This window comes from Streptomyces sp. NPDC046261, from assembly GCF_040646235.1.
Lineage (GTDB): Bacteria > Actinomycetota > Actinomycetes > Streptomycetales > Streptomycetaceae > Streptomyces.
This window is the reverse complement of record NZ_JBEYZU010000009.1, coordinates 211,007-237,080: the sequence shown is the minus strand read 5'-3', so window position 1 is coordinate 237,080 and position 26,074 is coordinate 211,007. Positions and strand designations below refer to the sequence as shown.

The following is a 26,074-nucleotide window of genomic DNA, read 5'->3' as shown; positions in this document are numbered from 1 at the left end:
CGCGTCGGCGGCCGGGCGGGGCTCAGCGGACGACCCGCCAGGCCAGCTCGCCGGTCAGCAGCCGGGCGACCTTCGGATCGAGCACCGCGTCCGTGCGGTCGGTCCCCCGGGCCGACAGGACGTGCTGCCGGCCGTCGGCGGGAACGCCCAGCGAGCGCGGGACGACACTCGTCCTGCCCCGGGCCGCGACGGCCTCGCGGCCGTCGACGTACCAGCGCACCTCGGTCGTCGCCGATCCCGGCCGGACGCTCACCCGCTGTCCGCGCCCGACGCTCGTACCCTGGCCGGGCGTCCCGGTCAGGGGGGTGGCGCGCCGGTAGAAGCCCGCGATCATCGCCTCGCGGCCGGGGAGGTTGAACTCCCGGCCCAGCGAGCGCATGAGCGAGTCCGGGGTGGGGCGGAAGAGCCCCTTGGGGTGGTAGCCGCCGCCCTCGTACGACCCGACCGTGCCGCCGTCCGGTGAGGTGCGGCCGATCCAGCGGTACCACTTCGCGCGCTGGGCGCTCATACGGTCGGCGGTGAGCGTGGAGGTGTTGACGTCCGCCGGCTCGGGGCCGGTGTAGGGGCCGTACTCGTCGTACTGGTACTCGTCGGCGAGCTTGCCGAGGGAATGGCCGGTCTCGTGGACCAGGATCTGGTCGGAGCGGTCGTTGTCGGAGGAGGCGGTGGCGATGCCGTCGTAACCGAGCGGGGAGACGACGTCGTTGTAGCCCGCGCCGCCGTACTTGGCCGAGTGGGAGAGCACCACCACGAGGTCGGCGGCGGGCGCCTTGGCGGCGTACGACTCGACCTTGGCCGTGTCGACGCACAGCAGCCGCTCGATGCCGTCGCAGTAGAAGGCCGAGCCCAGGGCGGTGTTCTTCTTCACGCCGGGGTCCGGGTCGCCGGAGACGCCCGAGTCGCGCGAGACGGCGTCCACCGCCCAGACGTTGAAGAGCTTGCGGTAGGAGGCATAGGGCTCGACCGCCGACATCCGCTCCCACTTGGTGCGCACGGCGGCGTGGAAGGCGTCCTGCTCGGAGGCGGTGTAGCCGTCGCCGATGAAGACGACGTCCAGCTTGTTGCCGACGGGGCCGTTCTCCAGGACCCGCGTCACGGCGCCGTCGCCCTTGACGGACGGCAGCAGCGGGCGCGAGGGAGTGCGGGACGCGGGGACGGTGGTGTGCTGCGGGTGGCCGCCCTCGGTGAAGTACTCCACTCGTTGGTCGGGTTTGGGACGGGCGCTGGTATCAACTGCGGTGGCGCTCGTCCCGGCGGCGAGAACGGCCAGGGCGGCCGCGCCGGCCGCCAACGATATTCGTCTGTGCATGGGGGGTTCCTCCCGAAACCGAAACCCATCACTTAAGTGGTGGGTCAAGTCGCGTTAAGGCGCCGCTCAACGTAGGGGCTTCGGGAGGTTCATGACAATGGATCGGACGGGGAAGATCTGCCGCGACGAGCCCAGGCGCGGCTCAGGCGGCTCTCAGACCTCGTCCTTCGCGAGCCGCAGCAGCCGGTCCAGCACCACGCGACCGCCCGCGCGCACCCCGTCGTGCTCGTACTCGTCGGTCACCCACGTCCGCAGGCCGGCGATGGACCGTGCCGTGCGCAGCGAGTGGGCGGTGTCGACGTAGAGGTCGTCGTGGTAGATCGCGGCGGCGACCGGGACCGTATTGCGCGCGAGCCGCCCGGCGTCGTACAGCGGGGTCCATCCCTCGCGCTCCGCGAGCAGTTCGGCGGTGCGGCGCAGCGGGCGCAGGGCGGCGTGGGTGCGCAGCATCCAGGGGTGGACGGTCTCGCCGGTGAAGAGGAACCGGCCGCCGGGCTCGAAGTGCTGTTCGAACTGGGGGAATTCCGCGCGTATCCGCTCGGCGGACCAGTGCGTCGCGCGCTCGTCCTGGGCATAAATGGCCTCATGGAGGAGCGAGTACAGCGGGCTCCCGGCGCGCGAGAGCACCGCCGCGGCCTGTTCGGTGAACGCGTCGGACAGGCGCGGCCCGTCGACGGTCGGCACGAACGCGTCCTCCAGCAGGTAGTGCAGCCGGTGGGAGCCGTCGCCGGTGCCGAGCAGGATGCCGAGCTGCTGGAACGCCTGGACGGTCAGCAGCGTGCCGTCCGGCAGCACCTCCTGGGTGCCGGCGAGGTGCTCCGCTATGCGCAGCGCCGCCTCCTCGTCCCGCGGATAGCGGGCGTAGTGCGCGAGGGTCTTGCGCTCCATACGCGGATAGGCGGCGCGGTAGACGGCGTCCGCGTCGGCGTCGAGCGACGGCAGACCGCCGGTGATGAGCACCCGCGCGAGCCCCTCCGGGGCGAGCGAGAGGTAGGTGACGGCGCAGAAGCCGCCGAAGCTCTGCCCCAGCACGGTCCACGGCCGGCCGCCGGTCAGCCGGGGGCGGATGTACTCGCAGTCGCGCACGATCGAGTCGGCGCGGAAGTGGGCGAGGTAGTCGGCCTGCTGCCGCGGGGTACCGCGCAGCGGGAGGGTCTGCCGGCCGGCCGGGGTGGAGCGGCCGGTGCCGCGCTGGTCGAGCAGGAGGACGCGGTAGTCCTCCAGCGCGCGGTCGAGCCAGTTCTCGCGGCCCACGGGCCGTCCGGCGGGAAAGCCGGGGCCGCCCTGCAGGTAGACCAGCCAGGGCAGTTCCTCGTGCGCGCGGCCCGCGGCGACGACCTCGCGGGCGTAGAGGCGAATGTGCTCCCCGTCGGGGGACGTATGGTCGAGCGGCACGTCGAAGAAGTGGTCGGTGAGGGCCAGCCCGGGCTGCCGGACGGTGATGTTTCCGGTAGCCCGTGTCCCGGTTGTCTTCGGCACGGTTACATCCTCACGTAAGCAGATTTAACGCACGGCTTGGATCACGGCGCAATGTACCGAGGGGCGGAAGTGGCCGAGAACAGCACCCACGGCATACGGGCGGACGAGCCCTCCGACATCGGGCGGCGCGTCCTGAGGATGCGCACCGAAAAGGGACTCACCCAGAAACAACTGGCCGAACCCGCCTACACCGCCGCGTACGTCTCCACCCTGGAGGCCGGCAAGGTCCGTCCCTCCGAGACCGCCCTGCGCCACCTCGCCGGGCGCCTGGGCACCACGGTCGAGGAGCTCGCCACCGGCCGCCCCCCGCACCTGGCCACGGAGCTGCGCCTGCGGCTGACCGACGCCCGGCGCACGCTGGCCACCGGTGACGCCGAGGACGCCGCCGTGCTCTTCCGCGCGCTGCGCGACGAGGCCTCGTCCCTGGAGCTCGTGCAGGAGCACTTCACGGCCCTGCTCGGGCTCGGTGACTGCGCGCTGGAGACCGGCGAGCTCACCGAGGCCCGCGATCACTTCGCCGAGGCCGAGGCCCTGATCGCCGGCCAGCCGCTGCCGCGCCGCGTCCCCGCCCTGCGCGGACGGGCCACCGCCCACCTGCTGGCCGGCGAACTGCGCTACGCCTGCTATCTGCTGGAGACGGCCCTCGACGAGCTGAACGCCTCCGGCATGCACGACCCGGACGCCCTGCTGCTCCTGTACACCGCCTCCATCGCGCCCTACATGGACATGGGAGCGCACGCGCGCGCCGCGCACGCCGCGGAGCTCGCGCTGGCCCTCGCGCCCCAGGTGGACAACCCCGCGCTGGTGGCGGGCATGCACCGGGGCGTGGCCCGCACCCTCATCGCCGAGGGCCGCATCGCCGACGCCGACGCCTCCCTCGCCAAGGCCCAGGAGCTCTACCAGCAGCTGCACATAAGGACCGAGCTCGCCCACTGCCACTGGATGCGCGGCTATGTGCACGCCCAGGACGGCAATCTGCGCAAGGCCGAGAGCGAGCTGCGCACCGCCCGCGACATGCTGGCCTCCAAGCGCGCCGCCCTGTTCACCGTGCAGGTCGAGGTGGAGCTGGCGGACGTGCTGCGGCGCAGGGGCAAGGCCGCCGAGGCCGAGGAGCTGCTGCGCCCGCTGCTGTCGCCCACCGCGCTGGGGGCCGAGCGCGGCGCCGTCCACGCGGGCGGCGCCCACCGGCTGCTGGGGCTCATCGCCGAGGAGCGCGCCGACACCGAGGCCGCCGAGGAGCACTACTGCGCCGCGCTGTCCCTGCTGGAGCGCACGGGCGCCGCCGGCGACCTCGCCGACCTGTGCCGCCTGCTGGGCGATCTGCTGCGGCGCACGGGCCGCACGGAGGCCGCCCTGGACGCCTACCGCACCGGCCTGGGGCACCGGGCCGCGCCCGGCACGACGACGCTGGGCCCGGCGCCCACCTCCCCGCCCCACTGGCCGCGCCCCTGACACCCCCGGGGGCCGCGCCGCCGACCGGCCCTCCCCTCACCCGGGCCGGTCAGCGGTCGGTCATGTGCGGCGCGAGGAGTTGCCTCCAGCCGCGCCGCAAGTCGTCGTACTCCCCCTGGCACAGCGCGGCCCGCTCCTTGGTCAGGCGCTTGCCGTCGACCAGGGCCCGGTACTCCGCCGCCCGCTTGTGCCGCGGCGCCGAGCCGTACAGGTAGCAGCGGTAGCCGGCGCTGCGGACGGCGTCCGGGGCGTGTTCGTCCGAGGGGTCGGCGTCGGCGGGGTCGGCGTCGCGCGCGTACAGGGCGTAGTTGTCGGCGGCGGCCAGCAGCGCGGCGCGGCCCGGCTCGCCCTGGCCCAGCAGGCGGTACGCCGCGAACTGGTCGGCGACGTCCTCCTCCCGGCCGGTGAACGGCAGGTCCAGCTTGTCGATGAGCGCGTGGGCGGCCTCGTGGTAGAGCGTCTCGGTGATGACGCCGGCCGTCCGCTCGTCCGCGTCGCCCTCGGCACCGGAGGACCGGTCCGCCTCGAACATCGAACGGACCTCGCCGATGAAGCCGTAGCAGAGCGCTATGCGACCGGTCTCCGGGTCGTACTCGGGGGTGTCGTCCTTCTTGCAGGAGCGGCCGACGATCTCTATCCGCTCCGGCAGGCGGAGGGACCTGTTGAGGTCTTCGGCGACCTTCTCCGGCAGCCGGCGCTCGCGCAGGAAGTCCCGCTCGTCCGCGCCGCCGCCCCTGGGCGCCTGGTAGGACACGGACAGGCCGCCGCCTGTGGGGGGCGCGGCGGCCTGCGACCGTGGGCCGCACGCGGTGGCGAGGGCGGCGGTACAGACACCGGCCACGACGAGCGCGCGGGCGCGCCACACGGTGGCCGGAATCCGGGGGCCGGCCCCCGCATGGTGCAGCATGGACAGCACTCTGCCCGTCCGCGGGCCCGGACGGAATCCGCCGTGGGTCCCGGCCCACCCCCGCCGGTCGGCGGGGGTGGCCCCGGCCCTGGGGGGAGTGCCGGGCTCCGCTTTTCCCCTCCCGTACGGCAGGCTGGAGGGGGCCGGGGGCGCCGGCCGGTGGGATCCGGTGGAACCCCATGGACGAGGGAAGAGGTAGCGGGCGGTGATCCGTGTTGCGGTGGTGGACGACGAACAGCTCGTCCGGTCCGGGCTGCGCATGATCCTGGGCACGGCCCCGGACATCGAGGTGGTCGCCGACTGCGGCGGCGGCGAGGCCGTGGCCACCGTGCTGCGGCACGCCCCCGACGTCGTGCTCCTGGACATCCGGATGCCGGACGTCGACGGCCTGACCGTGCTGCGCGCCCTGCGCGCCCACCCGCGGCCGCCCGCCGTCGCCATGCTCACCACCTTCGACGCCGACGAGTACCTGGCCGCGGCGCTGCGCGCCGGGGCCGCCGGGTTCCTCCTCAAGGACACCGACCCCGACCAGCTGGTGCGGTCCGTGCGCACCCTCGCCGGCGGCGGCAGCGTCCTCGACCCGGGCGTGACCCGCGCGGTGATCGGCGGCTACCTCGCCGCCGAGGCCGAGACGACGGCCGCGGCGGCCGTACGGGCGCTCACCCCGCGCGAGCGCGAGGTGCTGGCCCACCTGGGCGCCGGCCTGGCCAACCCGCAGATCGCCGAGCGGATGGGGCTGGCGCCCAGCACCGTCAAGGACCATGTGCGCGCGGTCCTGGGCAAGCTGGGCGGGGTCAACCGGGTCCAGGCCGCGATCGTCGCCGACCGCGCGGGGCTCGTGGCCTCGGGCCGGGAAGGCGGCGGCAGATGAGCCTGTGGCGCGCCTCCCTGCCCGGCTGGCTGCCGGCCTGGGCACCGGTCGCCGGGCCCGCGCTGCTCGCGGCCGGGGACGCGCTGCTGGTCAACGGCGCCGACCCGGGGTTCGACCTGTGGGTGTCGCTGCTGGCGGCCGTGGCGCTGCTGGGGCGGCAGCGGCTGCCCGCCACCGCCTTCGCCCTCACCCTGCCGGGCATGTATCTGACCTTCATCTGGCTCGCGCCCATGATCGCCCTGTACACGGTGGCGGCGCGGCGCCCGAACCGGTGGCTGCTCACCGTCACCGGACTGCTGATGGCCGCCGCGCAGTTCGTGCCGTACCCCGCCTCGGAGCTGATGGTCGCCAACCGGCGCGAGACGGCCGTCAATCTGGTCGACGCCTTCGTCGTGGCCGCCACGCCCATCGCGCTGGGCCTGCTCACCCGCACCCGGCGCGAACTCGCCGACCGGCTGGACGAGCTGACCCGCACCAGGGCCCGTGAGGACCGGCTGCTGGCCGACCGTGTCCTGGCCACCGAGCGCGCCCGGCTGGCCCGCGAGATGCACGACGTCGTCGCCCACCAGGTCAGCCTCATCAGCCTGCAGGCCGGCGCCGTGCAGATCAGCACCGACGACGTCCAGGCGCGCGACGGGGCCCGTACGATCCGCGAGCTGTCCGTGCGGACCCTGGACGAGCTGCGGCACATGGTCGGCATCCTGCGGGCGGCCGGCGCCGACACCGAGGAACTCACCCCCCAGCCGCGGCTGTCGGACCTGCCCCGGCTGATCGAGCTGAGCGCCCTGGACGTCACGTTCGACGACGGCTCCGACCCGCGCGCCGAGCGCTCCGAGGCCGTCGAGCGGGCCGCGTTCCGCACGGTGCAGGAGGCGCTGACCAACGTCCGCAAGCACGCGCCGGGGGCGAAGGTGGTGGTGCGGGTCGCCGAGGACGAGCGCTCGGGGCTGCTGGTGGAGATCCGCAACGGGCCGGCCGACGCGGCCGTGCCGGCGCCGGAACTGCCCGGCGGGGGCCACGGTCTGGTGGGGCTGCGCGAGCGGGCGCAGAGCCTCGGCGGGACGCTGGAGGCGGCGGCCACCGAGGAGGGCGGGTTCGTCGTACGGGCCCGCTTCCCCCGCGAGGAGCGGTAGCGGCGGGCTGTACAGGGGCCTTACGGGCCGGGCTCAGGCCGAGAGCGGGTTCGTGGTCGGCTCCGCGGTCGCACTGGCCAGGTCGGGGTAGACCTCGAACAGCCGGCGGACCCCCAGCGCCGCCAGCACCCTGTTGACGTGCGAGTCCTCCACGGCGCCGAGGGCGGGGAGGATCAGCCTGAGTCTGCCCTGGCAGGAGCGCATCAGCCGGCGGGCGGCGATCAGCACCCCCACTCCGCTGGAGTCGCAGAACCGCACTTCCCCGAGGTCGAGCACCAGACTCCGCCGCCCGTCCGCCACAGCGTCGTGCACATGCTGCCGGACCGACGGGGAGGTCACCAGATCAAGTTCGCCGCAGACCTGGAGCACGGCCCAGTCCCCCTGCTCGCGCTCCAACACCTTCAACGTCACGCGCTCGAGCCCCTTCACTCGGTCTGTCGTTTCCTTTGGAATGGACCCTTCCGCGGTATGGCTGCCTGGCGCTTCCCCCGTGGGACGCCATGTGAAACTCCGCATGAATCACCGTGTGAAACCCGCTGGCATAAGCCGACCGCTGTTGAGCCTATGCCCAGCACGAACCCCTAATCCCCATAGATCCGGTCACACCCGCATAACACATCGGCACATTCGGGCAGCTACGGTCGGGACCGATCGATACCTTTGACGGAGCATCAACCCACAGTCACGGCACCCATACCATGCGCAGCACAACCGGAAGTCACCCTTTCCGGGTTTCGGGTCAAACGCTCGTGCGTTGTCGTACCCGGCCGATACATTCGGCAGGAGGGCGTACAGCAGTACGGTACGGAGGGGGCAGCGGGATGACGAACGACGCACCACCCCGGTGGGACCGCAAGATGCAGCAGCGGCTCGCGCACGGCGAGGCCGCCGCCCTCGGCGAGCTCTACGACCGCTTCGCCTCCCTCGTGCACGGCCTCGCCCACCGCGTCCTCGGCGACGAGCAGGGCGCGGACCACGTCACGCGCGACGTCTTCGGCTACGTCTGGGAGCACCCCGAGGCCTACGACCCCAAGGACGGCTCCCTGCGCTCGTGGATCGCCGGCGTGGCGCACCGTCACGCCGTCAGCCGGCTGCGGCGCGCGGAGGACGACGGGGAGCGGCCCGCGGCCGAGATCGACGCGAAGGTGCGCGCGGCGAGCGCCGCCGCCCGCGCGGACTACATCGTCACCTCCATGCCCGCGCCCCTGCGCGCCGCCCTGGACCTCGCCTACTTCCGGCGGCTCGACTACCGCCAGGCGGCCGCCCGGCTGGGAGTGACCGAGGACGAGGCCCGGCGGCGCCTGCGGCTGGGCTTACAGCTGCTGTCCACGGCCCATGAGGGGCCCCGGGCCGTCTCGCCTCCCGGCGGCGGGGCGGCGCTGCGATGAGCACGGAACCCACGCCCGGCACGGACCGCGCGGCGGGGACGCCGGCGCGCGTGCCGCAGCAGCGGGCGGCCGCCGGGGACGCCTCACCGCCGCAGCAGCCGGCACCGGCGTCCGGCGCCGGGGCCCGGCCCCGGACGTGGTCCCACCCCGTGCTCAAGTCGCTGCTCGGCGCGTGGGCGCTGGCCGCGTGCTCGGCGGAGGAGACCGCCGCCGTCGAGGACCACCTGACCGACTGCGCCGGCTGCGCGGACGAGGCCGTCCGGCTGCGCGACGCGGTCGCGCTCCTGCACCCCGAGGACAGCCTCGACCTCGACCCCACGCTGCGCTCGCGCGTCCTGGCCGGGGCGCTGAACCGCCGGCCCGCCCGCATCCCCGTCCCCGAGTGGGCCGCGCCCTACGAGGCGGAGGCCGCCCGGCTCGACGCGCTGCTGCGCGACATCGGGGAGGCGGAGTGGCGCGCCCCGGTGCGGCTCACCTGGTTCGACGGGCGGCGGGCCGCCGAGCGCGACGCGACCGTGGCCGGCGTCATCGGCCATCTCATGGCCGTGGACGGCATCGTGGCGGGCACGCTCGGCCTGCCCGACCCGGGCGGCGCCGGCTCCCCGCGCGAGCGCACGGAGGCGTGCTGGGCGGCCGGGGCCGCCGAGCGGGCCCCCGGGCGGGTCCGGGCCGCCTGGCGCGACCAGGGGCGCTCGCTGATAAGGACCGTCTCCTTCGCCGACGGCGACGTGGCCGACCTGCCCGTGGCGTACGGGCCGTTCAGCCTGCCGCTGCGCGACGCGTTCCTGGACCGGGCCTTCGAGTGCTGGGTGCACGCGGAGGACATCGCCGAAGCGGTCGACTATCCCTACGAGCCGCCGTCCTCACCGCACCTGAACCGCATGATCGACCTGGCCGCCCGGCTGCTGCCGGCCTCCATCGCCGGGCGGCGCCGCGCGGGGCTGGCACCGCCGGCCCGCACCCTGGTCGCGGCGGGCACGCCCGGCCGCGCGCTGCACCTGGAGATCGAGGGCAGGGGCGGCGGCCACTGGTACATCGCCCTGGACTCCCCCGGCGCGCTCGGCACCCCGGAGGGCGAGGTGGCGCATGTGGCGCTGGATGGCGTGGAGTTCTGCCGGCTGGCCGCGGGCCACGTCTCGCCGGAGGAGGCGGCCGCCGGGTCGCACGGCGACGCGGAGGCCGTGCGGGACGTGCTGTACGCGACGGCGTCGCTGTCACGGCTGTGAGGCTCCCCTGGGCCGCCCCGCGCCCGGGCGGGGCGAGCCCCCGGACCCCTAGGCGAAGACGACCGTGCGGGAGCCGTTCAGCAGCACGCGGTGCTCGCTGTGCCACTTCACGGCCCGCGCCAGCGCCTGGCACTCCACGTCGCGGCCCACCGCGACCAGCTGCTCGGGCGTGACGTCATGGCCGACGCGCTCGACCTCCTGCTCGATGATCGGGCCCTCGTCGAGGTCGGCCGTCACATAGTGCGCGGTGGCACCGATCAGCTTCACGCCGCGCGCGTGCGCCTGGTGGTACGGCTTCGCGCCCTTGAAGCTCGGCAGGAAGGAGTGGTGGATGTTGATGATCCGCCCGGACAGCGCCTTGCACAGGTCGTCGGAGAGGACCTGCATGTAGCGGGCGAGCACGACCAGCTCGACGTTCTCGGCCTGGACGAGCTCCAGCAGCCGCGCCTCGGCCTCCGGCTTGTTCTCCTTCGTCACCGGGATGTGGTGGAAGGGCACGCCGTAGGAGCCGACGAGCTCGGCGAAGTCCGTGTGGTTGGAGACGACCGCCGCGATCTCCACCGGAAGGGCGCCGATGCGGGAGCGGAAGAGCAGGTCGTTGAGGCAGTGCCCGAACTTGGACACCATCAGCACGATGCGCATCTTCTCGTCGGCCCGGTGGATCTGCCAGTCCATGTGGAAGGAGTCACCGACCGCCGCGAAGCTGGCCCGCAGCTTGTCCACCGTCACCGGCGCCTCGGCGCTGAAGTGCACGCGCATGAAGAACAGACCGGTGTCGCCGTCGCCGAACTGCTGGCTGTCCTCGATGTTGCAGCCGGTCATGAAGAGATAGCTGGACACCGCGTGCACGATGCCCTGCTTGTCCGGGCAGGAGAGGGTGAGGACGTACTGCTGAGGCTGTTCGGTGGTCATAGCCCAATAGCGTCGCATATCCGCGGCCCCCTCCGGACCGGTCCGCCTCCGCGCCCGCCTCAGACCCTGGTGGCCAGCTCCAGCACCGCCAGCGAGCGCGGCGGGGCGTCGGGGTCGTCACCGTCGCCCGCCGCCATCCGCACGTGTGCCTCGCGCGCGGCCCGGACCGCCTCCGGCCAGCCGTGGTGCTCGAGGTAGGCCGAGACCGGGGCGTCCGCGCCGACCTGGTGCATGATCCGCAGTACGCGCAGGACGGCGACGTCGACGAGCGCGGCCTCACCGGAGTCCCGGAAGACCGTGCCGACGTATTTCTCGGCCGACCAGTTGTCCAGCCAGGTGTCCTCGACCAGGCGGTAGACGGCGTCGGTCACGTCTCCGTACCCCTCGCGGCCCGTCAGCCAGCACTCCTGCTGGAAGACCGGGTCCGAGAGCATGTGCAGCGCGGAGCGTACGTTCGCACGCCAGCGCCACCACGGCATGTCATTGAGCGGCATACCGTCCATGGTGGTCGAGCGGCGGCCGCGACGGGAAGACTTCTCTGAACCCTGCACAGGGATCGATCGTACGTTCCCCTCCCGGCGTGCCGTCCGGCGGCCCGGGCCGGGCCGCTGTTCACCCGGGCGTCACCGGTCGTTGCGCCATGATCACTCAGCCGTTCCCTGCCGGGCGGCAGGCTGCGGGCCATGACCGGACGGCGCCGCCTGACCTCCCGCCCGCTCCTGCCCGCCGCCCTGGCCGCGGTATGCGCGACAGCGACGGCAGCGGTGGCCTTCGCCGGCTGTACGGGGTTACCGGGGGCCCGGGGGGACTCCCGGGCCCCCATCACGGTGATGACCTGGGCCCCCGAGGGCACCCGGGCCACCAACATGGCCGGCATGCCGGCCATGGCCGGCGCCTTCGCCCGCTGGGTCAACGCGGGCGGCGGCATCCACGGCCGCGAGCTGAGGGTCCTCACCTGCAACGAGCGCAACGACACGGTGGCGGCCGCGGGCTGCGCACAGCGCGCGGTGCGGGAGGGGGCCGTCGCGGTCGTCGGCTCCTACAGCCAGCACGGGCGCTCGATGATGTCACCGCTCGAGGCGTCGGGAACGCCGTTCATCGGCGGGTACGGCATCACCGGCGAGGAGTTCAGCAGCCCGCTGTCGTACCCCGTCAACGGCGGCCAGGCCGCCCTCCTCGCCGGCAACGGGCGTCAGCTGGCCGGCGTGTGCAAGCGGGTGGCGCTCGTCCGGCCGGACACGATCGCCGGCGACCAGCTGCCCGCGCTGCTCGACGCGGGCCTCACCGCGGGCGGCCGGCCCTCCGCCACCGACATCCGGGCGCCCGAGGACGCGACGGACTACACGCGGCACAGCACCGCCGCCCTGGAGAGCGCCGGCCAGGACGACGGCGCCTGCGTAACAGCCGCCCTCGGGGAGCGCACCAGCACCTTCTTCGACTCCTTCCGGCGCCTGCGCGAGGACGGCACGGGCGCGCGGGTACGGATCGCGGCCGTGCTCGGCAGCGTCCAGCAGTCGCTCGTCGACCGCACGGGCGGCGCGAGCAGCCCCCTGGAGGGCGCCTACGCCACCGGCTGGTACCCGGCGGCGGACGACGCCCGGTGGGAGCCGATGCGCAAGGTCATCGACGAGCACGCCTTCGGGGACAACCGCGTCGACCCCGCCGACCCCGGCGTCCAGACCACCTGGCTCGCCTACACCGTGCTGCGGTCGGTGCTGCTGTCCCTCGCCGCCGACGACATCGGCCCCGCCTCGGTCCGGCAGGCCCTCGACGGCGGGCACCGAGTCGACACCGGCGGCCTGACGCCGCCCCTGCGCTGGCGCCACCACGACCTGCTGGCCGTCCGCAACTACCCCCGCGCCGTCAACGCGAACGTGACGTACCAGGTCGTACGGAACGGCCGGCTCGTGGCGGCGCGGGACGGCTTCGTCAACGTGGCCAGGACCCTGGAGGAGCGGACCAGGGGCTAGTTCCCGGCCGCCGGCCCTACAGCTGCGTCCACTCGTGCTGCGTCAGCCCGTACTTCTTCGCGATCGGGTTCCACAGCCCGGCCGCCTTCTTCTTGGCGGCCGTCGCCTCGTTGCTGGCGCGGTCGCCGGCGGCGCTGTCGGGCGTCGGGCGGGCGTGCCCCTTCACGCAGCCCTTCTTGGAGTCCACCTGCCGCGCCCAGGCCGCGTAGTGGCTGTCCGCCGACGCCGACGACTGCCAGGCCTTCGTCAGCTGCGCCGTCAGCTCGGAGCTGTTGGGCAGCTTGTCCGTCGGCGTCTGCCCGAGGCGGGTCACCAGGGCGTTGCGCTGGCCGGCGGCGGCGGTGAGGTCGGCGGCGGACTTGCCGAGGTCCTTGCACTTGCGGGTGGAGTCCACGGCCTTGATGACCGAGTCCCGGCTGCTGTTGCTGTCCTTCAGCAGCGCGTCCAGCGCCTTGGCCTGCGCCTCCGCCGGGTCGGCCGACTTCGCCGGGGGCGAGGGGGTGGCGGCGCTGGGGGTGGCCTCGGGCGTGGGCCCGGCGGCGGGGGTCGCGCTCGCGACGGCGGCCTTCTGCGGGTCGCTCTTCTCCTCGCCCCCGCCGCTGAGCAGCGCCCCGGCGCCGAGACCGGCGACGGCACAGCCCGCGACGACGGCGCCGATCAGCACGGCGGGCGACTTCTTGCGCCCGGACCCGTTCCCGGCGGGCGCCCGGCCCATGGGCGGCGGCGGGGGCGGCGGCACGGGTCCGCCCTGCGGCGGCCTGGCCCGGCGCCGGGGCTCGGCGGCCGGGACGGACGGTTCGCCCGCGGGCACGGGCGGCAGGTGCTGCGTGGGCGCGGCGGCCCGGAAGAGCGTGTCGAACTCGGCGGGCGGCGGCCGGTCCCCGGCGGGCGCCATCACCGAGAAGGGCGTGGCGGGCCCGGTCCCGGTGCCGCCGGTGCCGCCCGGGGGCGGCGGGAACGCGGGGGCCTCGCCGTCGGCCGGGCGGTCGGGTGCGACGGACGGGACGTACGCGGGCGGGGCGCCCGCGCCCCCGGCGACCGGGAGCATCAGGGCGGTGGCGTCGGCGCCGGGCGTACGGACCGGCCCACCGGAGGCGGCACCGGCGACCGGCGGCAGAAACGCGGTGGCCTCGGCGTCGGGCGTGCGGACAGGTGCGCCGGCACCCGGGCCGGTCACGGGCGGCAGGAACGCGGTCGCGTCCGCGTCACTCCCGCCTCCCGGCGCGCCGGGGGCGGCCCCCGGACCGCCGACGGACGGAGGGGACGGAGGGTACGAGGGCGGCGCCGCGTGCCGGGCCCCGGTGCCGGTACCCGGCGGGACGTACGCGGGGGCGGCGCCCGCGCCCCCGGCGACCGGGGGTATCAGGGCGGTGGCGTCGGCGTCGGGCGTACGGACCGGCCCACCGGGGGCGCCACCGGCGACCGGCGGCAGGAACGCGGTGGCCTCGGCGTCGGGCGTGCGGGACGGGCCGCCCTGCGGGGGCAGCAACTGCGTGGCCTCTGCAGCGGATTCGGGGCCGCCGCGCCCGTACGTGCCGCCGCCCGGCTCGTCGCTCGCCTCACTTATCTCGCGTATCTCATGTATCTCGCGTATCCCGGTCGGGTTTCCGCCCGGCAGCCCGGCGTCCCCGCGCACCGGCGGCAAGTACTGCGTGGACGCGTCGAATCCGGACGGCGCCGCGTACGGCGGAGGCGGCAGCGGGGCGCCCGGCATGGGGGCACCGCCCAGCGGCGGGAGGTACTGGGTGGCGTCGGAGTCGCCCGGCGGGTTCTCCGGCGGGAGGGGCGCGCGAGGGGCGCCCGGCCCCCAGGACCCGCTCGCGTCGGAAGCGGGCCGTACGGGCGGCGCGGGCGGCGCCGCAGGAGGCTGCGGCTCGTTTCCTTGTCCGCTCTGCGTCACCGGGGACTCCTCAGGCTGTAACGGGACTTGCGTAACCGGCGGCTCACGCTACCGGGTCGCACACGCGGTCGGCCATGCGCGGCCGCTTCGCCCCGTCCGTACCCTTCCGTCCCCGGTCCCGCCCCAGGCCCCGGACGGCGGTGAGCGGCCGCCGGTCCGGGCCCTGGGGCCGCTCCCTCACGCCGCCTGCAGCTCCAGGCGGGCGCCGAATTCCCGCACCACCGGCTCCTCCCGGTACGGCTCCAGGCGCTGCCGGAAGTCGTCCAGGTACTCCGCGCCCCGGTTCGAGCGCAGGGTGCCCAGGAGTTCCAGGGCCCGGGTGCCCGTGACGCAGGCCTCCTCCACCTCGCGCTGCTGGACGTGGGCCGTGGCCAGCAGCAGCAGGTCGATGGCGCGGCGCCGCACCCGGCCCGTCGGATGCGTGGTCAGCGCGTCCTCCGCGTGCCGGCGTGCGGGCTCGGCCTGGCCGAGGTCACGGTGACAGTGCGCCAGCTCGTCCGAGAGGTAGGCCCGGTCGAAGTGGCGGATCCACGGCGGGTCGTCACCGGAGTCCTGCCCGTTCTCGGCGGCCTCGAGCCGGGAGATCGCCCGGGAGGCGACCGTCTGGCAGGACCGCGCGTCGCCGAGCAGCGCGTGACCGCGCGCCTCGGCGGCGTAGAACATCGCCTCCGCCCGGGGCGTCACATGCCCCCGCGCCCCCTCCTGCGCGGCCTTGGCGAGCTGGGCGATCTCCCTGGGGTTGCCCAGGGAGGCGGCGAGGTGGCTCATGCTGGCGGCCAGGACGTAGCCGCCGTAGCCACGGTCCCCGGCGGCCTGCGCCAGCCGCAGGGCCTGGATGTAGTAGCGCTGGGCGAGGCCGGGCTGCCCGGTGTCGACGGCCATGTAGCCCGCCAGCTCCGTCAGCCGGGCGACCGCCGCGAACAGCTCGCGGCCGACCGCCTCCCGGTACGAGCCGGCCAGCAGCCCGGAGACGACGCTGTTGAGGTAGTGGACGACGACCGGCCGCACATGGCCGCTGCCGTACCGGTGGTCGAGCTCGACCAGCGCCTCGGTGGTGGCGCGCACCGCCTCGACGTCCGACGGGCCCACGCGCGCCCCGGCGCTCCGCGCCACCTGCGCGTCGGCGGCGGTGATCAGCCAGTCGCGGCTGGGCTCGACGAGAGCCGAGGACGCCACCGACGTACCGCTGAGGAAGTCCCGGCGGCCGACGTCGCTGCGCCACAGCTCGCAGACCTGCTCGATCGCGCCGAGGACCGTCGGGGAGAACTGCAGGCCGACGCCCGAGGCGAGGTTCTTGCCGTTGGCCATGCCGATCTCGTCGATCGTGACCGACCGGCCCAGCTTGCGGCCGAGGGCCTCGGCGATGACGGCCGGGGCCCGGCCCCGGGGCTGCTGGCCGCGCAGCCAGCGGGCCACGGACGTCTTGTCGTACCGCAGGTCGAGACCGTGCTCGGCGCCGCACATGTTGACCCTGCGCGCCAGCCCGGCATTGGAACAGCCGGCTTCCTGAATCAGCGCTTGCAGCCGTTCGTTCGGCTGCCGCGCCACGAGTGGCCGTGCGGCCATGCTTTACCCCCTGAGACTGCTATGCGTTCGCGATGCGCTCCGCGCATCGCGGAAGTGCCGATACAGCTGTGAACGCCTTCTCCCGTGATCTTTGCCCCCTGGATATCCGGAGAATGCAGGACTTGCCGGTATTGGCATCAATCGCGGCAATGACCTAGGTCAGCGCCCGCGCCCAGGTGGCTACCCCTTCGCGGCGGCGAACCTTCGCCTGCGCCCCCGTACATGCATCCGTGCGCCCCACGTGCTGTTACCGGCAGTTGCCACAAGCCTGCGCCAGAGCCGTAACCCCTGGTGACAAGGGGAGTTGAGTTGAACGTGGAAGAGACCATCGGAGTAGGAGCCCCGCATATCCCCCAACAACGCGGCGAGCGCGTGCTCGACGCCGCGGCGAGGTACGCGGAGGATCGGCATTGGGACGTATTCGCCGGCACCTGGCTTGAGGCCGTGGACGGGCGGGAGCGCTGCTCGTGCGGCGATCTCGACTGCCCCGCGCCGGGCGCCCACCCGGCCCGGCCCGACTGGGCCACCCAGGCCACGGGGAGCGCGTCCACGGCACGGCGCATGTGGACCAAGCAGCCCCGCGCCTCGATCCTGCTGCCCACCGGTCGCACCTTCGACGCCCTCGACGTCTCCGAGTCCGCCGGCTTCCTGGCGCTGGCCCGCATGGAACGCATGGAGATCCAGCTGGGGCCGATCACGTGCACGCCGTTCCGCCGGATGCAGTTCTTCGTCCTGCCGGGCGGCGCGCTGAAGGTCGCCGACCACGCCCGCAAGCTCGGCTGGTCGCCCTCCACCCTCGACCTCGTCGCCCGCGGGGAGGGCGACTACGTCATCGCGCCCCCCACCCGCATCGGCAACCGCGGCCCGGTCCAGTGGGCGCGCCAGCCCACGGCCGCCAACCGCTGGCTGCCGGACGCGGAGGAGCTGGTCAGCGCCCTGGCCTACGCCTGCGGCCGGGAGGCCTCGCTGTCCCGCAGCCGCTGAGAACTGCTGACAAACCTCACTGTCCGCCCCCTCACATCCCCCTTACGGTGGTGTTCGAGGGGGCGGAGTCGTCCTGGAGTCGATCTCCCGCACCCCCTCGAGCACCACGTCACGGGGAAGAGGAAGAGCGCAGTGACACAGGACACCATGCCCGCGGTCCGCATCGAGGGACTGTGGAAGCGTTTCGGTGAACAGGCGGCGGTCGCCGGCATCGATCTGGAGATACCGGCCGGACAGTTCATCGGCCTCGTGGGGCCGAACGGCGCCGGCAAGACCACCACCCTGTCCATGGTCACCGGACTGCTCCGACCCGACGCCGGCCGCGTCGAGATCGGCGGGCATGACGTCTGGCAGGACCCGGCCGCCGTCAAGTCCCGCATCGGGGTGCTGCCCGAGGGGCTCCGGATGTTCGAGCGCCTGACCGGCCGCGAACTCCTCGCCTACACCGGGCGGCTGCGCGGCCTGCCCGGCGACGAGGTCGACAAGCGGGCCACCCAGCTCCTGGACGTCCTCGACCTCGCCGGTTCGCAGAACAAGCTGGTCATCGACTACTCCACCGGCATGCGCAAGAAGATCGGGCTGGCCGCCGCCCTGCTCCACAACCCCCAGGTCCTATTCCTCGACGAGCCCTTCGAAGGCGTCGACCCGGTCTCCGCCCAGACGATCCGCAAGGTCCTGGAGCGCTACACCTCCTCGGGCGCCACGGTCGTCTTCTCCAGCCACGTCATGGAGCTGGTGGAGTCGCTGTGCTCCTGGGTCGCGGTGCTCGCCGGCGGCCGCATCCGGGCCCACGGACCGCTCGCGGACGTACGGGGCGCGGCGCCCACCCTGCAGGACGCGTTCCTCGAACTGGTCGGCGGGCGCGCGGAAGCCGGCGGCGAGAGCCTCGACTGGCTGGGCGGCGGGGCCCGATGAGCGCCACGACCCCCTCCCTCCCCGCCACGTTCGCCCGGCTGAAGCTCTCCCTCCTGCGCAACGGCCTGCGTCAGTCCTCCGGCCGCAAGGCCGTCTACATCACCTCGCTCGTCCTCACCGCGCTCTTCGGGGCGCTCCAGCTCCTCGGCCTGCTCGCCCTGCGCGGCAATGAGCACGCCGCCGCCCTGACCGTGCCGCTGGCGGCGCTGATGGCCTTCGGCTGGGCCGTCGTGCCGCTGTTCTTCCCCGGCGGGGACGAGACCCTGGACCCGACGAAGCTGGCGATGCTCCCGCTGCGCCCCTCGCGGCTGGTGGTGGCGCTGCTGACGGCGTCGCTGATCGGCATAGGCCCGGCCTTCACCCTCGTCATCTTCATCGGTTCGGTGCTGGCGACGGCGCACGGCGTCGTGGCGGCGGTGGTCGGGGTGTTCGCCTCGGCCCTGTCCCTGCTGCTCTGCCTGGCGCTGGTGCGAGCCGTCGCAACCGCGAACGTCCGGCTGCTGACCAGCCGCAAGGGCCGCGAGATGGCCCTGCTGAGCGGTCTGCTCATCGCCGTCGGACTGCAGTTCGTCAACCTCGGCATGACGAAGCTGAACACCATCGGCGGCCTCGCCCGGCTGGAGCCGGCGGCGGACGTCCTGCGCTGGGTGCCGCCGGGCTCGGCGCTGGACGCCGTCCGGGCGGCCGGCGAGGGTTCCTACGGCCTGGCGGCGGGCGAGTTGGCGCTGACCGTCGTCGTGCTCGTGGCCGTGCTGTGGTGGTGGCAGCGGAGCCTGACCAAGGTGATGATCTCGGCGGACGCCTCCACCGTGGTGGCCGCCGCGCCGAAGGGGGCCGACGGCCGTGGGGCGCGGCAGAGCTCCGGCCTCGCCCGGCTGCTGCCCGCCGGCCGCACGGGCGCGGTCATGCTCCGCTCGCTGCGCTACATAGGCCGCGACCCGAAGACGCGGATGGCGTGGGCCTCCGCGCTCCTGATCGGCATCGTCCTGCCCGTCGTCAACGCCGCGCAGAACAACGGCAGCATCTACTACGCCTTCTTCTCGGCCACGATGCTGGGCATGCAGATGTACAACCAGTTCGGGCAGGACGGTTCGGCGTTCTGGATGGTGCTGCAGACGATCTCCTCGCCGCGTGATGCCTATGCCGAGATGCGCTCGCGCGCGCTGGCCCTGTCGCTGATAGCGGTGCCGTATGTGACGCTGGTGGTGCTCGGTTCGGCGGCGCTCTCGCACAACTGGCGCGACATGCCGATGGTGTGGGGGCTGTGCCTGGCCCTGGTGGGTGCGCTGTTCGCCACGAGCGGCCTGGTCTCCGCGAAGTACCCCTACTCCATCCCGCAGGAAGGGGCGTTCAAGAGCGTCGCGCCCGGCCAGGCCGGCATCGCCTGGATGAGCCTGGTCCTCGGGGGGCTGGCGAGCGCGGCCCTGTGCGCCCCGCTGGTGGGGGTGGCGATATGGCTGCACTCGCTGGGCTCGCCGGGGCTGCTGTGGGTGCTGGTGCCGGCCGGTGCCGCCTATGGGCTGCTGGTGGCCTGGGCGGGGCTGCGGTTCGCGGCCCCGCGGGCGGCCGGCCGGCTGCCGGAGATCCTGACGGCGGTGAGCAAGGGCTAGCGGTCGACGGCCCTTTCCACATAGCCGTCGGGCCGTACGAGCAGCGTGGTGGTGCCGGCGTCGGCGCGGGTGACCGTCGTGACGCCGGCCTCCCGCTTCACCTCGGCACCGCGCGGCAGGACCCGTACGTAGGTGCCGGCGCGCAGTGCTTCGTACAGCCGGATCGGGCCGTCGTCGGTCTCGGCCAGTGCCAGGTCGGGGGCGCGGCGGCCGGTGAGGGGGTGGGCGCCGGGCGGGGCGGGGTAGTGGATGCCGATGCCGGAGATGAACAGGGCGGCCCGGCGCAGCGCGAAGGGGGCGAGGAAGGCGGCTCCGGCCGCCGCGTTGCGCAGGCCCCGGGTGACGGGCGTGGTGGCCAGGACGGCCCGCACGATGGCCCCGCTGGCCCGCAGGACGGCCGTGCCGACGGGGTGGCGCTCGTCGTGGTAGCTGTCGAGGAGCCGGTCGTCGGCCCGGCCCTGCAGGACGGCGGCGAGCTTCCAGCCGAGGTTCGCGGAGTCCTGGAGGCCGGCGTTCATGCCGAGGCCGCCGGCGGGCGAGTGGACGTGGGCGGCGTCGCCGGCGAGGAGGACGCGGCCGTCGCGGTAGCGGGGCACCTGGCGTTCGTCGCTGTGGAAGCGCGAGGTCCAGCGGGGTTCGCGCATGCCGAAGTCCGTGCCGAAGGCGGCGCGGGTGACGGCGCGGAGGGTGTCGAAGTCGACGGGGGCGCCCGAGGGCAGGTCGCTGCCCCGCTCCCAGGCGATGACGCGGTACCAGCCGTCGCCGAAGGGGGCGATGAAGGCGAAGCCCTCGGCGACGCCGTTGAAGGCGGGCACCTGGCCGGGCCTGGTGTCGAGGCGGACGTCGGCGAGCATGACCGACCGCAGGACGGACCGGCCCGGGAACGGCATGCCGATCGCCTCGCGGACGGCGCTGTGCACCCCGTCCGTGCCGACGACGTAGCGGGCGCGCACGGTGGTGGGGGCCGCGGGGGCGTCGTCCTCCCCCGCGGGCTGTACGCGCACGTCGACGCCCTCGGCGTCCTGGGTCAGTCCGGTGACCCGGGCGCCGCGCCGGATCTCGGCGCCGTGCTTGAGGGCGCGCTCCTCCAGCAGCCGCTCGGTGTGGTACTGCGGGGTCATCAGCACGCCCGGGAAGCGGGTGTCGAGGTCGCTGAGGTCGATGTGGGTGCGGCCGAAGAGGCGCAGGCGGCCGATGAAGTTGCCGGTCGCTATCAGCTGCTCGGCGAGCCCCCGGGCGTCGAGGACCTCCAGGGTGCGGGCGTGGACGGCGAAGGCACGGGTGAGGTTGGACTCCTGGGTGCGCTTCTCCAGCACGACGACGCGCACGCCGGACGCCGCGAGATCACCGGCCAGCAGCAGGCCGGTGGGGCCGGCTCCGACGACCAGGACGTCCGCGGTGAAGTCGGGGTGAGGGGACATGACAGCTCCCGGTGGTTGGCTGCGGCGTGACGGTGCACTGCCGGCCTGGCGTGGACCGCGCTCTCATGCCCAGTGCACACCCGGCACCCCAGTTATGTCAACGGCCGTTGAATTAAATCGGCCGGCGTGGACCCGGCCCCGGCCGCCCGCCCTCAGGCCGGCACGGACGCCTCCAGGAAGGGCTCGGCGACCCGCCGCCAGCCGTCCGGCTGGTCGTAGTGCGCGAGGTGGCCGGCGTCCGGGATCTCGGCGTAGCGGCCGCGCGGCAGGACGCGGACCATCTCCTGCGCCTCGGCCCGGCCCAGCGCGCCGTCCAGGCCCCGCACGACCAGCGCCGGGCACTCCACCTGCGCCAGCTCCTCCCAGTGCGCGTCATGGGCATAGCCCTCGCGGGCCTGCAGCATCTGGCGGCGGAAGAACAGCGGGCGCCAGCCGTCGGCGCGCTCGGACATCACCTCGGCGTAGAAGTCGCCGCGGGCCGGTGCGGGCCGCTCCAGCGTCGGATCGTCCTCCCCGAACCACTTGCGCACGTCCGCGAGCGTCGCGAACGGCACCGGCCAGGACCCCAGCCACTCGCTCCACTCCCGCTGCGTGGCCGCGCCGAGGGCCGAGGCGCGCATGTCGCAGATGACCAGGGCCCGGACGAGGTCGGGCCGGCGGGCGGCGAGCTGCCAGGCGGTGAGGGCGCCCATGGCGTGACCGATGAGGGTGACGGGGGCCAGGCCGAGCTGTTCGACGGCGGCCTCGGCGTCGGCGACATATGCCTCCCGGGCGTAGGGGCCGCTGACGGGCTTTCCGCTGCGGCCGTGGCCGCGCTGGTCGAGGGCCACCGTGCGGTAGCGCGCGGAGAGCCAGCGGGCGGTCTCCGCCCAGTGCGCGGCGCGGCCCAGCAGGCCGTGCAGGAGCAACACCCCGCCGCCGGAAGCCTGTGCGCCGTTGCGGCCCCGGCCGTGACCGGCACCGCAGCCCGCGCCCCGGCCCACCGCGCGGCCGCCGGCCATGCCGCCGTACCGGCCGCCGCCCGCTTTCGGTGATTCGGCGAACTCCCAGGCGGCAAGCCGCACTCCGCCGCTTCCGGTCACTTCGATACGCCGCACCATGAGCCCTGGCACCCCCTCGTCTCCCCCGAGCAGCTCCACCTTATGGAACTTCCATTCGAATGAACCGTTGTCGCGCGCAACACCCCTCGTTCGAGTGACCGGGCGGAAGGATTGACCGTCTGTGCCCAGGGGAGAAATCGACCTGGGCGCGGACCGCTCGGGGAAGAAGGTCCGCGAGGCGCACCCTGGGAGCTCGGGGCTCCGGGGCGCCACGGGGGAAAACGGGGAGGTGGGGCCCCGGCTGCCCGTGAGGGCGCCGGGGCCCTTTCATCTCGTTCGTCTCGCTCGTCTCGTCCCTCGCGTTCGGCACGCTCATGGCGTGCGCGCCGCGCGCACCACCGTCGGCGACGGAGCTGCCGGCCCCCGGGCACGGGGCGGCCGTGCGGCCCGCTGGCCTCATCCGAACCCCTCCCCGGTCGGCGGCGCGCGCATATGCGTTCAGCACTCAGCGCCAGCGTCGCACGGCCCGGGCCCGGGCGCGCCGTTTCCACAGCGGCTCGGCAGCTTTACGTAACGCGGTATACGTACCCGGCGCGGGCACCGCGCGTCCGGCGTCGAGGCCGGTCAGCGCTTGGCGACGAAGACGTGGGAGGCGATCTCCGAGGCCAGCTCGGCGGCCTCGCCACTGCTGCCCACCATCACCCCACCGGGCGACTCCGTCACGCTGACCACGGCCCCCGGCTGGACTCCTGCACGTCGCAGCGTGTACATGAGCTGGGCGTCCGTCTGGATCGGCTCGCCGATGCGGCGTACGACCACGGTCTTGCCGTCGGTGCCGGGCTCCAGATCCATCAGGCTGACCATGCCGTCGTTCAGGAACGGGTCCGCCTCGGCCTTCTCGCCCAGCTCCTCCAGGCCCGGGATGGGGTTGCCGTACGGCGACTCGGTCGGGTGGCGCAGCAGCTCCAGCACCCGCCGCTCGACGGCCTCGCTCATCACGTGCTCCCAGCGGCAGGCCTCGGCGTGCACCTGCTCCCACTCCAGGCCGATCACGTCGACCAGCAGGCACTCCGCGAGGCGGTGCTTGCGCATCACGCGCGTGGCCAGCCGGCGGCCCTCCTCGGTCAGCTCCAGATGCCGGTCCCCGGCGACGGACACCAGCCCGTCCCGCTCCATGCGGGCCACCGTCTGGCTCACCGTCGGGCCGCTCTGGTCGAGCCGCTCGGCGATGCGGGCGCGCATGGGAACCACACCTTCCTCTTCAAGCTCAAGGATGGTGCGGAGATACATCTCCGTGGTGTCGATCAGTCCGGACATGCCGTGCCCCTCGATAAGTCGTGCGCTGGCCCTGGACTCAATTCTGACGCATACCGGCGACAACAGGACCGCGTACGCCACCGGCCTCCCCCGCCGTATTGACAGCCCGGCCGTCCACACCGCAACGTGATCCGCGCCGCGAGCGGCGCCGCGAGAGAATGCGCCGGGCGGCCCGCTCCGCCCCCGCGCGCCCGACCGAGCCCAAGGAGTCCCGCAGCGATGAGCGAGAACAAGCCTGCCGGGCAGTTCTTCGACGCCGCGATCGCCCTGCTGCGCCGGGTCCGCGACGAGGAGGCCGGCCGCATCGCCACCGCCGGGTCCCTGCTCGCCGACGCCGTCGCGGACGGCGGCCGGATCTTCGTCTTCGGCGCCGGCCACTCCTCGCTCCCGGCCCAGGACGTCGTCTACCGGGCGGGCGGCCTGGCCCTGATGAACCTGCTCGCCGTGCCCGGGACCGTCGGCGTCGACATCATGCCCGCCACGCTCGGCAGCGCCCTGGAACGCGTGGACGGCCTCGCCGGGGCGGTCCTGGACACCAGCCCCGCCCGGGCCGGCGACGTCCTGATCGTCATCTCCCTCTCCGGGCGCAACTCCCTGCCCGTCGAGATGGCCATGAACGCCCGCGCCCTCGGCCTGAAGGTCATCGGCGTCACCTCCCTCGCCTACGCGCGGGAGACCCGCTCGCGGCACACCTCCGGCACCTTCCTGAAGGACCACTGCGACCTCGTCCTCGACAACAAGATCGCGACCGGTGACGCGGAGCTCTCCGCCGACGGCATCGCGGCACCCTTCGGCCCGGCGTCCACCGTCGTCACCAGCGCCCTGATGCAGGCCGTCGTCGCCTCGGCGGCCACCGAGCTGGCCTCCCGCGGCATCGACCCGCCCATGCTGCGCTCGGGCAACATCGACGGCGGCCACGAGTGGAACGGCCGCCTCCTGGAGGAGTACGGCGACCGGATCTTCTTCCGGCACTAGACCGACCGGCGGCCCCCGCGCCGCTACCGCGCCACCGCCACCGCCAGATCGATGGACGCCGCCACCCGCGTGGCGATGTCCTCCGCGTAGATCGCGTCCGCCCGGTCGAAGGGCCGCCGCGACGGCCCGCGCAGGAACGTCACCACCCCGACCGTGCGCCCCCGGCTGCGCAGCGCCGTCGACAGGGCGTGCCGCGTGCCGTCCGGCCACTTGCGGGCCGCCGCCCAGCCCTCCGTGCGGTCGGTGGCCGCCCGCACCGAGCCGCAGCGCTCGACCGCCTGCAGCGCCGGGTGCCCGGCCATGTACGGCACCGGAAGGCCGCCGCCCGTGGGCACCGGGGCCTGGCCGGGGGCCCCGGCGGGTGTCGTGGCGGCGCGGACGAGCCGGATCGGCGCCTCCGGCGCGGGATCCGGGTCGGGCAGCAGGTCGATGAGGGCGTGGTCGGCGAAGCCCGCGAGGGCGAAGTCCATGTAGAGCGCCGCCGCCTCCATCGGGTCCTCGCACTCGGCGACGGCCCGCCCCGCCCGGTGCAGCTGGCTGCCGCGGAACCGCAGCCGCGCGCTCTCCTGCTCCGCCAGGCGCGTCTTCGTCACGTCCAGGAAGAGCCAGGCCACCCCCAGCGGCACGGGCTCCTCCACCAGGGGCGTGGCCAGCCGCAGGAAGCCGGAGCGCCAGCAGCGCCGCTCCGGCAGGGCGACGCCGGTGCCCTGGTCCCGTACGGTCACCCACAGCTCGGTGGGCGCGGGCGGCGCGCCGGCCGCCAGGACGTGCTGCAAGGCGCCCTCGAGTTCCTCCACGCCCTGGTCCAGCAGCTCCCCCAGGGGCCGGCCCAGCAGGGCCGTGCGGCTGGTGCGCAGGGCGCGGGCGGCGTGGGCGTTGGCGAGGGCCGGGCGCAGGTCGGCGTCGACGAGCACCACGCCCCAGGGCGCCTCGCCGAACAGCGCCTCGCTGAGCGCGACCGAGCGCTCCAGGTCGATCTGCGTGTGCACCTCGCTGAAGGCGCAGTAGACCCCCGCCGGACGGCCGTCCCCACCGGGCACGGCGCAGGACTGGATGCGCACGAGCACCCGTCCGCCGTCCTTGGTGAGCAGCGCGAACTCGTCGACCTGCCGGCCCGGGATCTTCATCGCGCCCAGCAGCCGCCCGGTGACCTCCTCCGCGTCCGCCTCGCGCAGGGCCCAGCCGGCGAGGCCGTGCCGGCCGACGGCCTCCTTCGCGGACCAGCCGAGTATCCGCTCGGCCTCGCGGTTCCAGTGGGTGACCGTGCCGTCCGCGTCGAACGCGCACAGCGCGGCGTCCATGCCGTCGAGGAGAGCCGCGAGGAGGACGTGGTCGTCGCTGTCCGCGGCCGCCTCGTGACGGGCCGGGCCGGACTGGTGTGGAGCGGTCACCGGGTACCCCCTGCTGAACGCGTCTGCGGGTGGAGCATGCCCTGCATGTCCTGCACGAGCGGCATTCAACTCGACCCTGGCTGACACCACACCGTCTTCGGCGAAATCGGTGCCCACGGAAATTCTGTTGTCGTCACCGAAACCGCTTCCTAGGCTGGGGCGTACACGAGAAGGGAGGTGGTTCGGGACATGATTTCTTTCCGGACGCGTGAGGTGACTGCGGGCTAGCGCCCGTCGTCGCGTACAGCGCAACGCCGGCTCCGCCGGCCAATCCCAGGCAGTCACCCGATCCGTGGGCCGCCGAGTCG

Annotated in this window: 22 protein-coding genes; 10 read left to right on the top strand and 12 right to left on the bottom strand. The window is 74.1% G+C overall.

Annotation, left to right across the window (positions count from 1 at the left end):
• Positions 1 to 22: 22 nt before the first annotated feature.
• Both ABZ956_RS19070 and ABZ956_RS19065 read right to left on the bottom strand, forming a co-directional pair.
• Positions 23 to 1,309 carry a M64 family metallopeptidase gene (locus tag ABZ956_RS19070; RefSeq protein ID WP_361894543.1) on the bottom strand — a complete coding sequence of 429 codons (1,287 nt, stop codon included), beginning with the start codon at positions 1,307 to 1,309 and terminating at the stop codon, positions 23 to 25.
• 153 nt (positions 1,310 to 1,462) lie between these two features.
• Positions 1,463 to 2,788 (bottom strand): alpha/beta fold hydrolase, encoded by a 1,326-nt coding sequence (locus ABZ956_RS19065; protein WP_361894540.1) that lies wholly within the window; start codon positions 2,786 to 2,788, stop codon positions 1,463 to 1,465.
• 138 nt (positions 2,789 to 2,926) lie between these two features.
• On the opposite strand from ABZ956_RS19065, the gene ABZ956_RS19060 reads away from it, so the two are divergent.
• Positions 2,927 to 4,240, top strand: a complete 1,314-nt coding sequence (locus ABZ956_RS19060; protein WP_361894673.1) for a helix-turn-helix transcriptional regulator — start codon at positions 2,927 to 2,929, stop codon at positions 4,238 to 4,240.
• A gap of 49 nt (positions 4,241 to 4,289) precedes the next feature.
• Here the strand turns inward: ABZ956_RS19060 and ABZ956_RS19055 are convergent, their stop codons facing one another.
• Positions 4,290 to 5,147, bottom strand: coding sequence for a DUF4344 domain-containing metallopeptidase (locus tag ABZ956_RS19055; RefSeq protein ID WP_361894537.1), 858 nt, complete (start codon positions 5,145 to 5,147; stop codon positions 4,290 to 4,292).
• Between the two features lie 205 nt (positions 5,148 to 5,352).
• Here ABZ956_RS19055 and ABZ956_RS19050 point away from each other — a divergent pair, with 205 nt between their 5' ends.
• Together ABZ956_RS19050 and ABZ956_RS19045 are read left to right on the top strand one after the other, a co-directional pair.
• The gene (locus ABZ956_RS19050) at positions 5,353 to 6,018 is read left to right on the top strand and encodes a response regulator transcription factor (RefSeq protein WP_361894534.1); all 666 of its coding nucleotides are present in this window, start codon (positions 5,353 to 5,355) and stop codon (positions 6,016 to 6,018) included.
• On the top strand, positions 6,015 to 7,151 hold the full coding sequence (locus ABZ956_RS19045; protein WP_361894531.1) for a histidine kinase: 1,137 nt from the start codon (positions 6,015 to 6,017) through the stop codon (positions 7,149 to 7,151). Before ABZ956_RS19050 ends, ABZ956_RS19045 begins: the two co-directional genes overlap by 4 nt.
• Before the next feature lie 33 nt (positions 7,152 to 7,184).
• Here ABZ956_RS19045 and ABZ956_RS19040 read toward each other — a convergent pair whose 3' ends face one another.
• Positions 7,185 to 7,562: an STAS domain-containing protein gene (locus ABZ956_RS19040; protein WP_361894528.1), complete on the bottom strand. Its 378-nt coding sequence runs from the start codon at positions 7,560 to 7,562 to the stop codon at positions 7,185 to 7,187.
• 410 nt (positions 7,563 to 7,972) lie between these two features.
• On the opposite strand from ABZ956_RS19040, the gene ABZ956_RS19035 reads away from it, so the two are divergent.
• Together ABZ956_RS19035 and ABZ956_RS19030 are read left to right on the top strand one after the other, a co-directional pair.
• Positions 7,973 to 8,539: a sigma-70 family RNA polymerase sigma factor gene (locus ABZ956_RS19035; RefSeq protein WP_361894525.1), complete on the top strand. Its 567-nt coding sequence runs from the start codon at positions 7,973 to 7,975 to the stop codon at positions 8,537 to 8,539.
• Positions 8,536 to 9,765: a maleylpyruvate isomerase N-terminal domain-containing protein gene (locus tag ABZ956_RS19030; protein WP_361894522.1), complete on the top strand. Its 1,230-nt coding sequence runs from the start codon at positions 8,536 to 8,538 to the stop codon at positions 9,763 to 9,765. Before ABZ956_RS19035 ends, ABZ956_RS19030 begins: the two co-directional genes overlap by 4 nt.
• A gap of 48 nt (positions 9,766 to 9,813) precedes the next feature.
• Here ABZ956_RS19030 and purU read toward each other — a convergent pair whose 3' ends face one another.
• Positions 9,814 to 10,677, bottom strand: coding sequence for a formyltetrahydrofolate deformylase (purU, locus tag ABZ956_RS19025; protein ID WP_361894519.1), 864 nt, complete (start codon positions 10,675 to 10,677; stop codon positions 9,814 to 9,816).
• A gap of 59 nt (positions 10,678 to 10,736) precedes the next feature.
• Complete coding sequence (locus ABZ956_RS19020; RefSeq protein WP_361894516.1) at positions 10,737 to 11,180, bottom strand: hypothetical protein; 444 nt, start codon at positions 11,178 to 11,180, stop codon at positions 10,737 to 10,739.
• 180 nt (positions 11,181 to 11,360) lie between these two features.
• Here ABZ956_RS19020 and ABZ956_RS19015 point away from each other — a divergent pair, with 180 nt between their 5' ends.
• Complete coding sequence (locus ABZ956_RS19015) at positions 11,361 to 12,647, top strand: ABC transporter substrate-binding protein (protein WP_361894513.1); 1,287 nt, start codon at positions 11,361 to 11,363, stop codon at positions 12,645 to 12,647.
• Positions 12,648 to 12,663: 16 nt separating this feature from the next.
• On the opposite strand, the gene ABZ956_RS19010 is transcribed toward ABZ956_RS19015, so the two are convergent.
• Both ABZ956_RS19010 and ABZ956_RS19005 read right to left on the bottom strand, forming a co-directional pair.
• Positions 12,664 to 14,547 carry a hypothetical protein gene (locus ABZ956_RS19010; protein ID WP_361894510.1) on the bottom strand — a complete coding sequence of 628 codons (1,884 nt, stop codon included), beginning with the start codon at positions 14,545 to 14,547 and terminating at the stop codon, positions 12,664 to 12,666.
• A gap of 177 nt (positions 14,548 to 14,724) precedes the next feature.
• A complete protein-coding gene (locus ABZ956_RS19005; RefSeq protein ID WP_361894507.1) occupies positions 14,725 to 16,113 on the bottom strand; it encodes a transcriptional regulator in 1,389 nt (462 codons plus the stop codon).
• Positions 16,114 to 16,428: 315 nt separating this feature from the next.
• Here ABZ956_RS19005 and ABZ956_RS19000 point away from each other — a divergent pair, with 315 nt between their 5' ends.
• The 3 genes from ABZ956_RS19000 (at position 16,429) to ABZ956_RS18990 (ending at position 19,622) form a co-directional block, all read left to right on the top strand.
• On the top strand, positions 16,429 to 17,097 hold the full coding sequence (locus ABZ956_RS19000; protein WP_361894504.1) for a bifunctional DNA primase/polymerase: 669 nt from the start codon (positions 16,429 to 16,431) through the stop codon (positions 17,095 to 17,097).
• A 147-nt stretch (positions 17,098 to 17,244) separates the two neighbouring features.
• Positions 17,245 to 18,012, top strand: a complete 768-nt coding sequence (locus tag ABZ956_RS18995; RefSeq protein ID WP_361894670.1) for an ABC transporter ATP-binding protein — start codon at positions 17,245 to 17,247, stop codon at positions 18,010 to 18,012.
• A complete protein-coding gene (locus ABZ956_RS18990) occupies positions 18,009 to 19,622 on the top strand; it encodes a transporter (RefSeq protein ID WP_361894501.1) in 1,614 nt (537 codons plus the stop codon). Before ABZ956_RS18995 ends, ABZ956_RS18990 begins: the two co-directional genes overlap by 4 nt.
• Here ABZ956_RS18990 and ABZ956_RS18985 read toward each other — a convergent pair.
• The 3 genes from ABZ956_RS18985 to ABZ956_RS18975 all read right to left on the bottom strand — a co-directional run bounded on the left by ABZ956_RS18985 (position 19,619) and on the right by ABZ956_RS18975 (position 23,400).
• Positions 19,619 to 21,043, bottom strand: a complete 1,425-nt coding sequence (locus ABZ956_RS18985; RefSeq protein ID WP_361894498.1) for an FAD-dependent monooxygenase — start codon at positions 21,041 to 21,043, stop codon at positions 19,619 to 19,621. The genes ABZ956_RS18990 and ABZ956_RS18985 overlap by 4 nt on opposite strands.
• A gap of 152 nt (positions 21,044 to 21,195) precedes the next feature.
• On the bottom strand, positions 21,196 to 22,143 hold the full coding sequence (locus ABZ956_RS18980; RefSeq protein ID WP_361894495.1) for an alpha/beta hydrolase: 948 nt from the start codon (positions 22,141 to 22,143) through the stop codon (positions 21,196 to 21,198).
• Between the two features lie 564 nt (positions 22,144 to 22,707).
• Complete coding sequence (locus tag ABZ956_RS18975; protein WP_071962581.1) at positions 22,708 to 23,400, bottom strand: metal-dependent transcriptional regulator; 693 nt, start codon at positions 23,398 to 23,400, stop codon at positions 22,708 to 22,710.
• Between the two features lie 219 nt (positions 23,401 to 23,619).
• Between ABZ956_RS18975 and ABZ956_RS18970 the strand changes: the two genes are divergently transcribed.
• Positions 23,620 to 24,375 (top strand): SIS domain-containing protein, encoded by a 756-nt coding sequence (locus tag ABZ956_RS18970; RefSeq protein ID WP_361894492.1) that lies wholly within the window; start codon positions 23,620 to 23,622, stop codon positions 24,373 to 24,375.
• A 23-nt stretch (positions 24,376 to 24,398) separates the two neighbouring features.
• Here the strand turns inward: ABZ956_RS18970 and ABZ956_RS18965 are convergent, their stop codons facing one another.
• Positions 24,399 to 25,766 (bottom strand): PAS domain-containing protein, encoded by a 1,368-nt coding sequence (locus ABZ956_RS18965; RefSeq protein WP_361894489.1) that lies wholly within the window; start codon positions 25,764 to 25,766, stop codon positions 24,399 to 24,401.
• Positions 25,767 to 26,074: the final 308 nt, after the last annotated feature.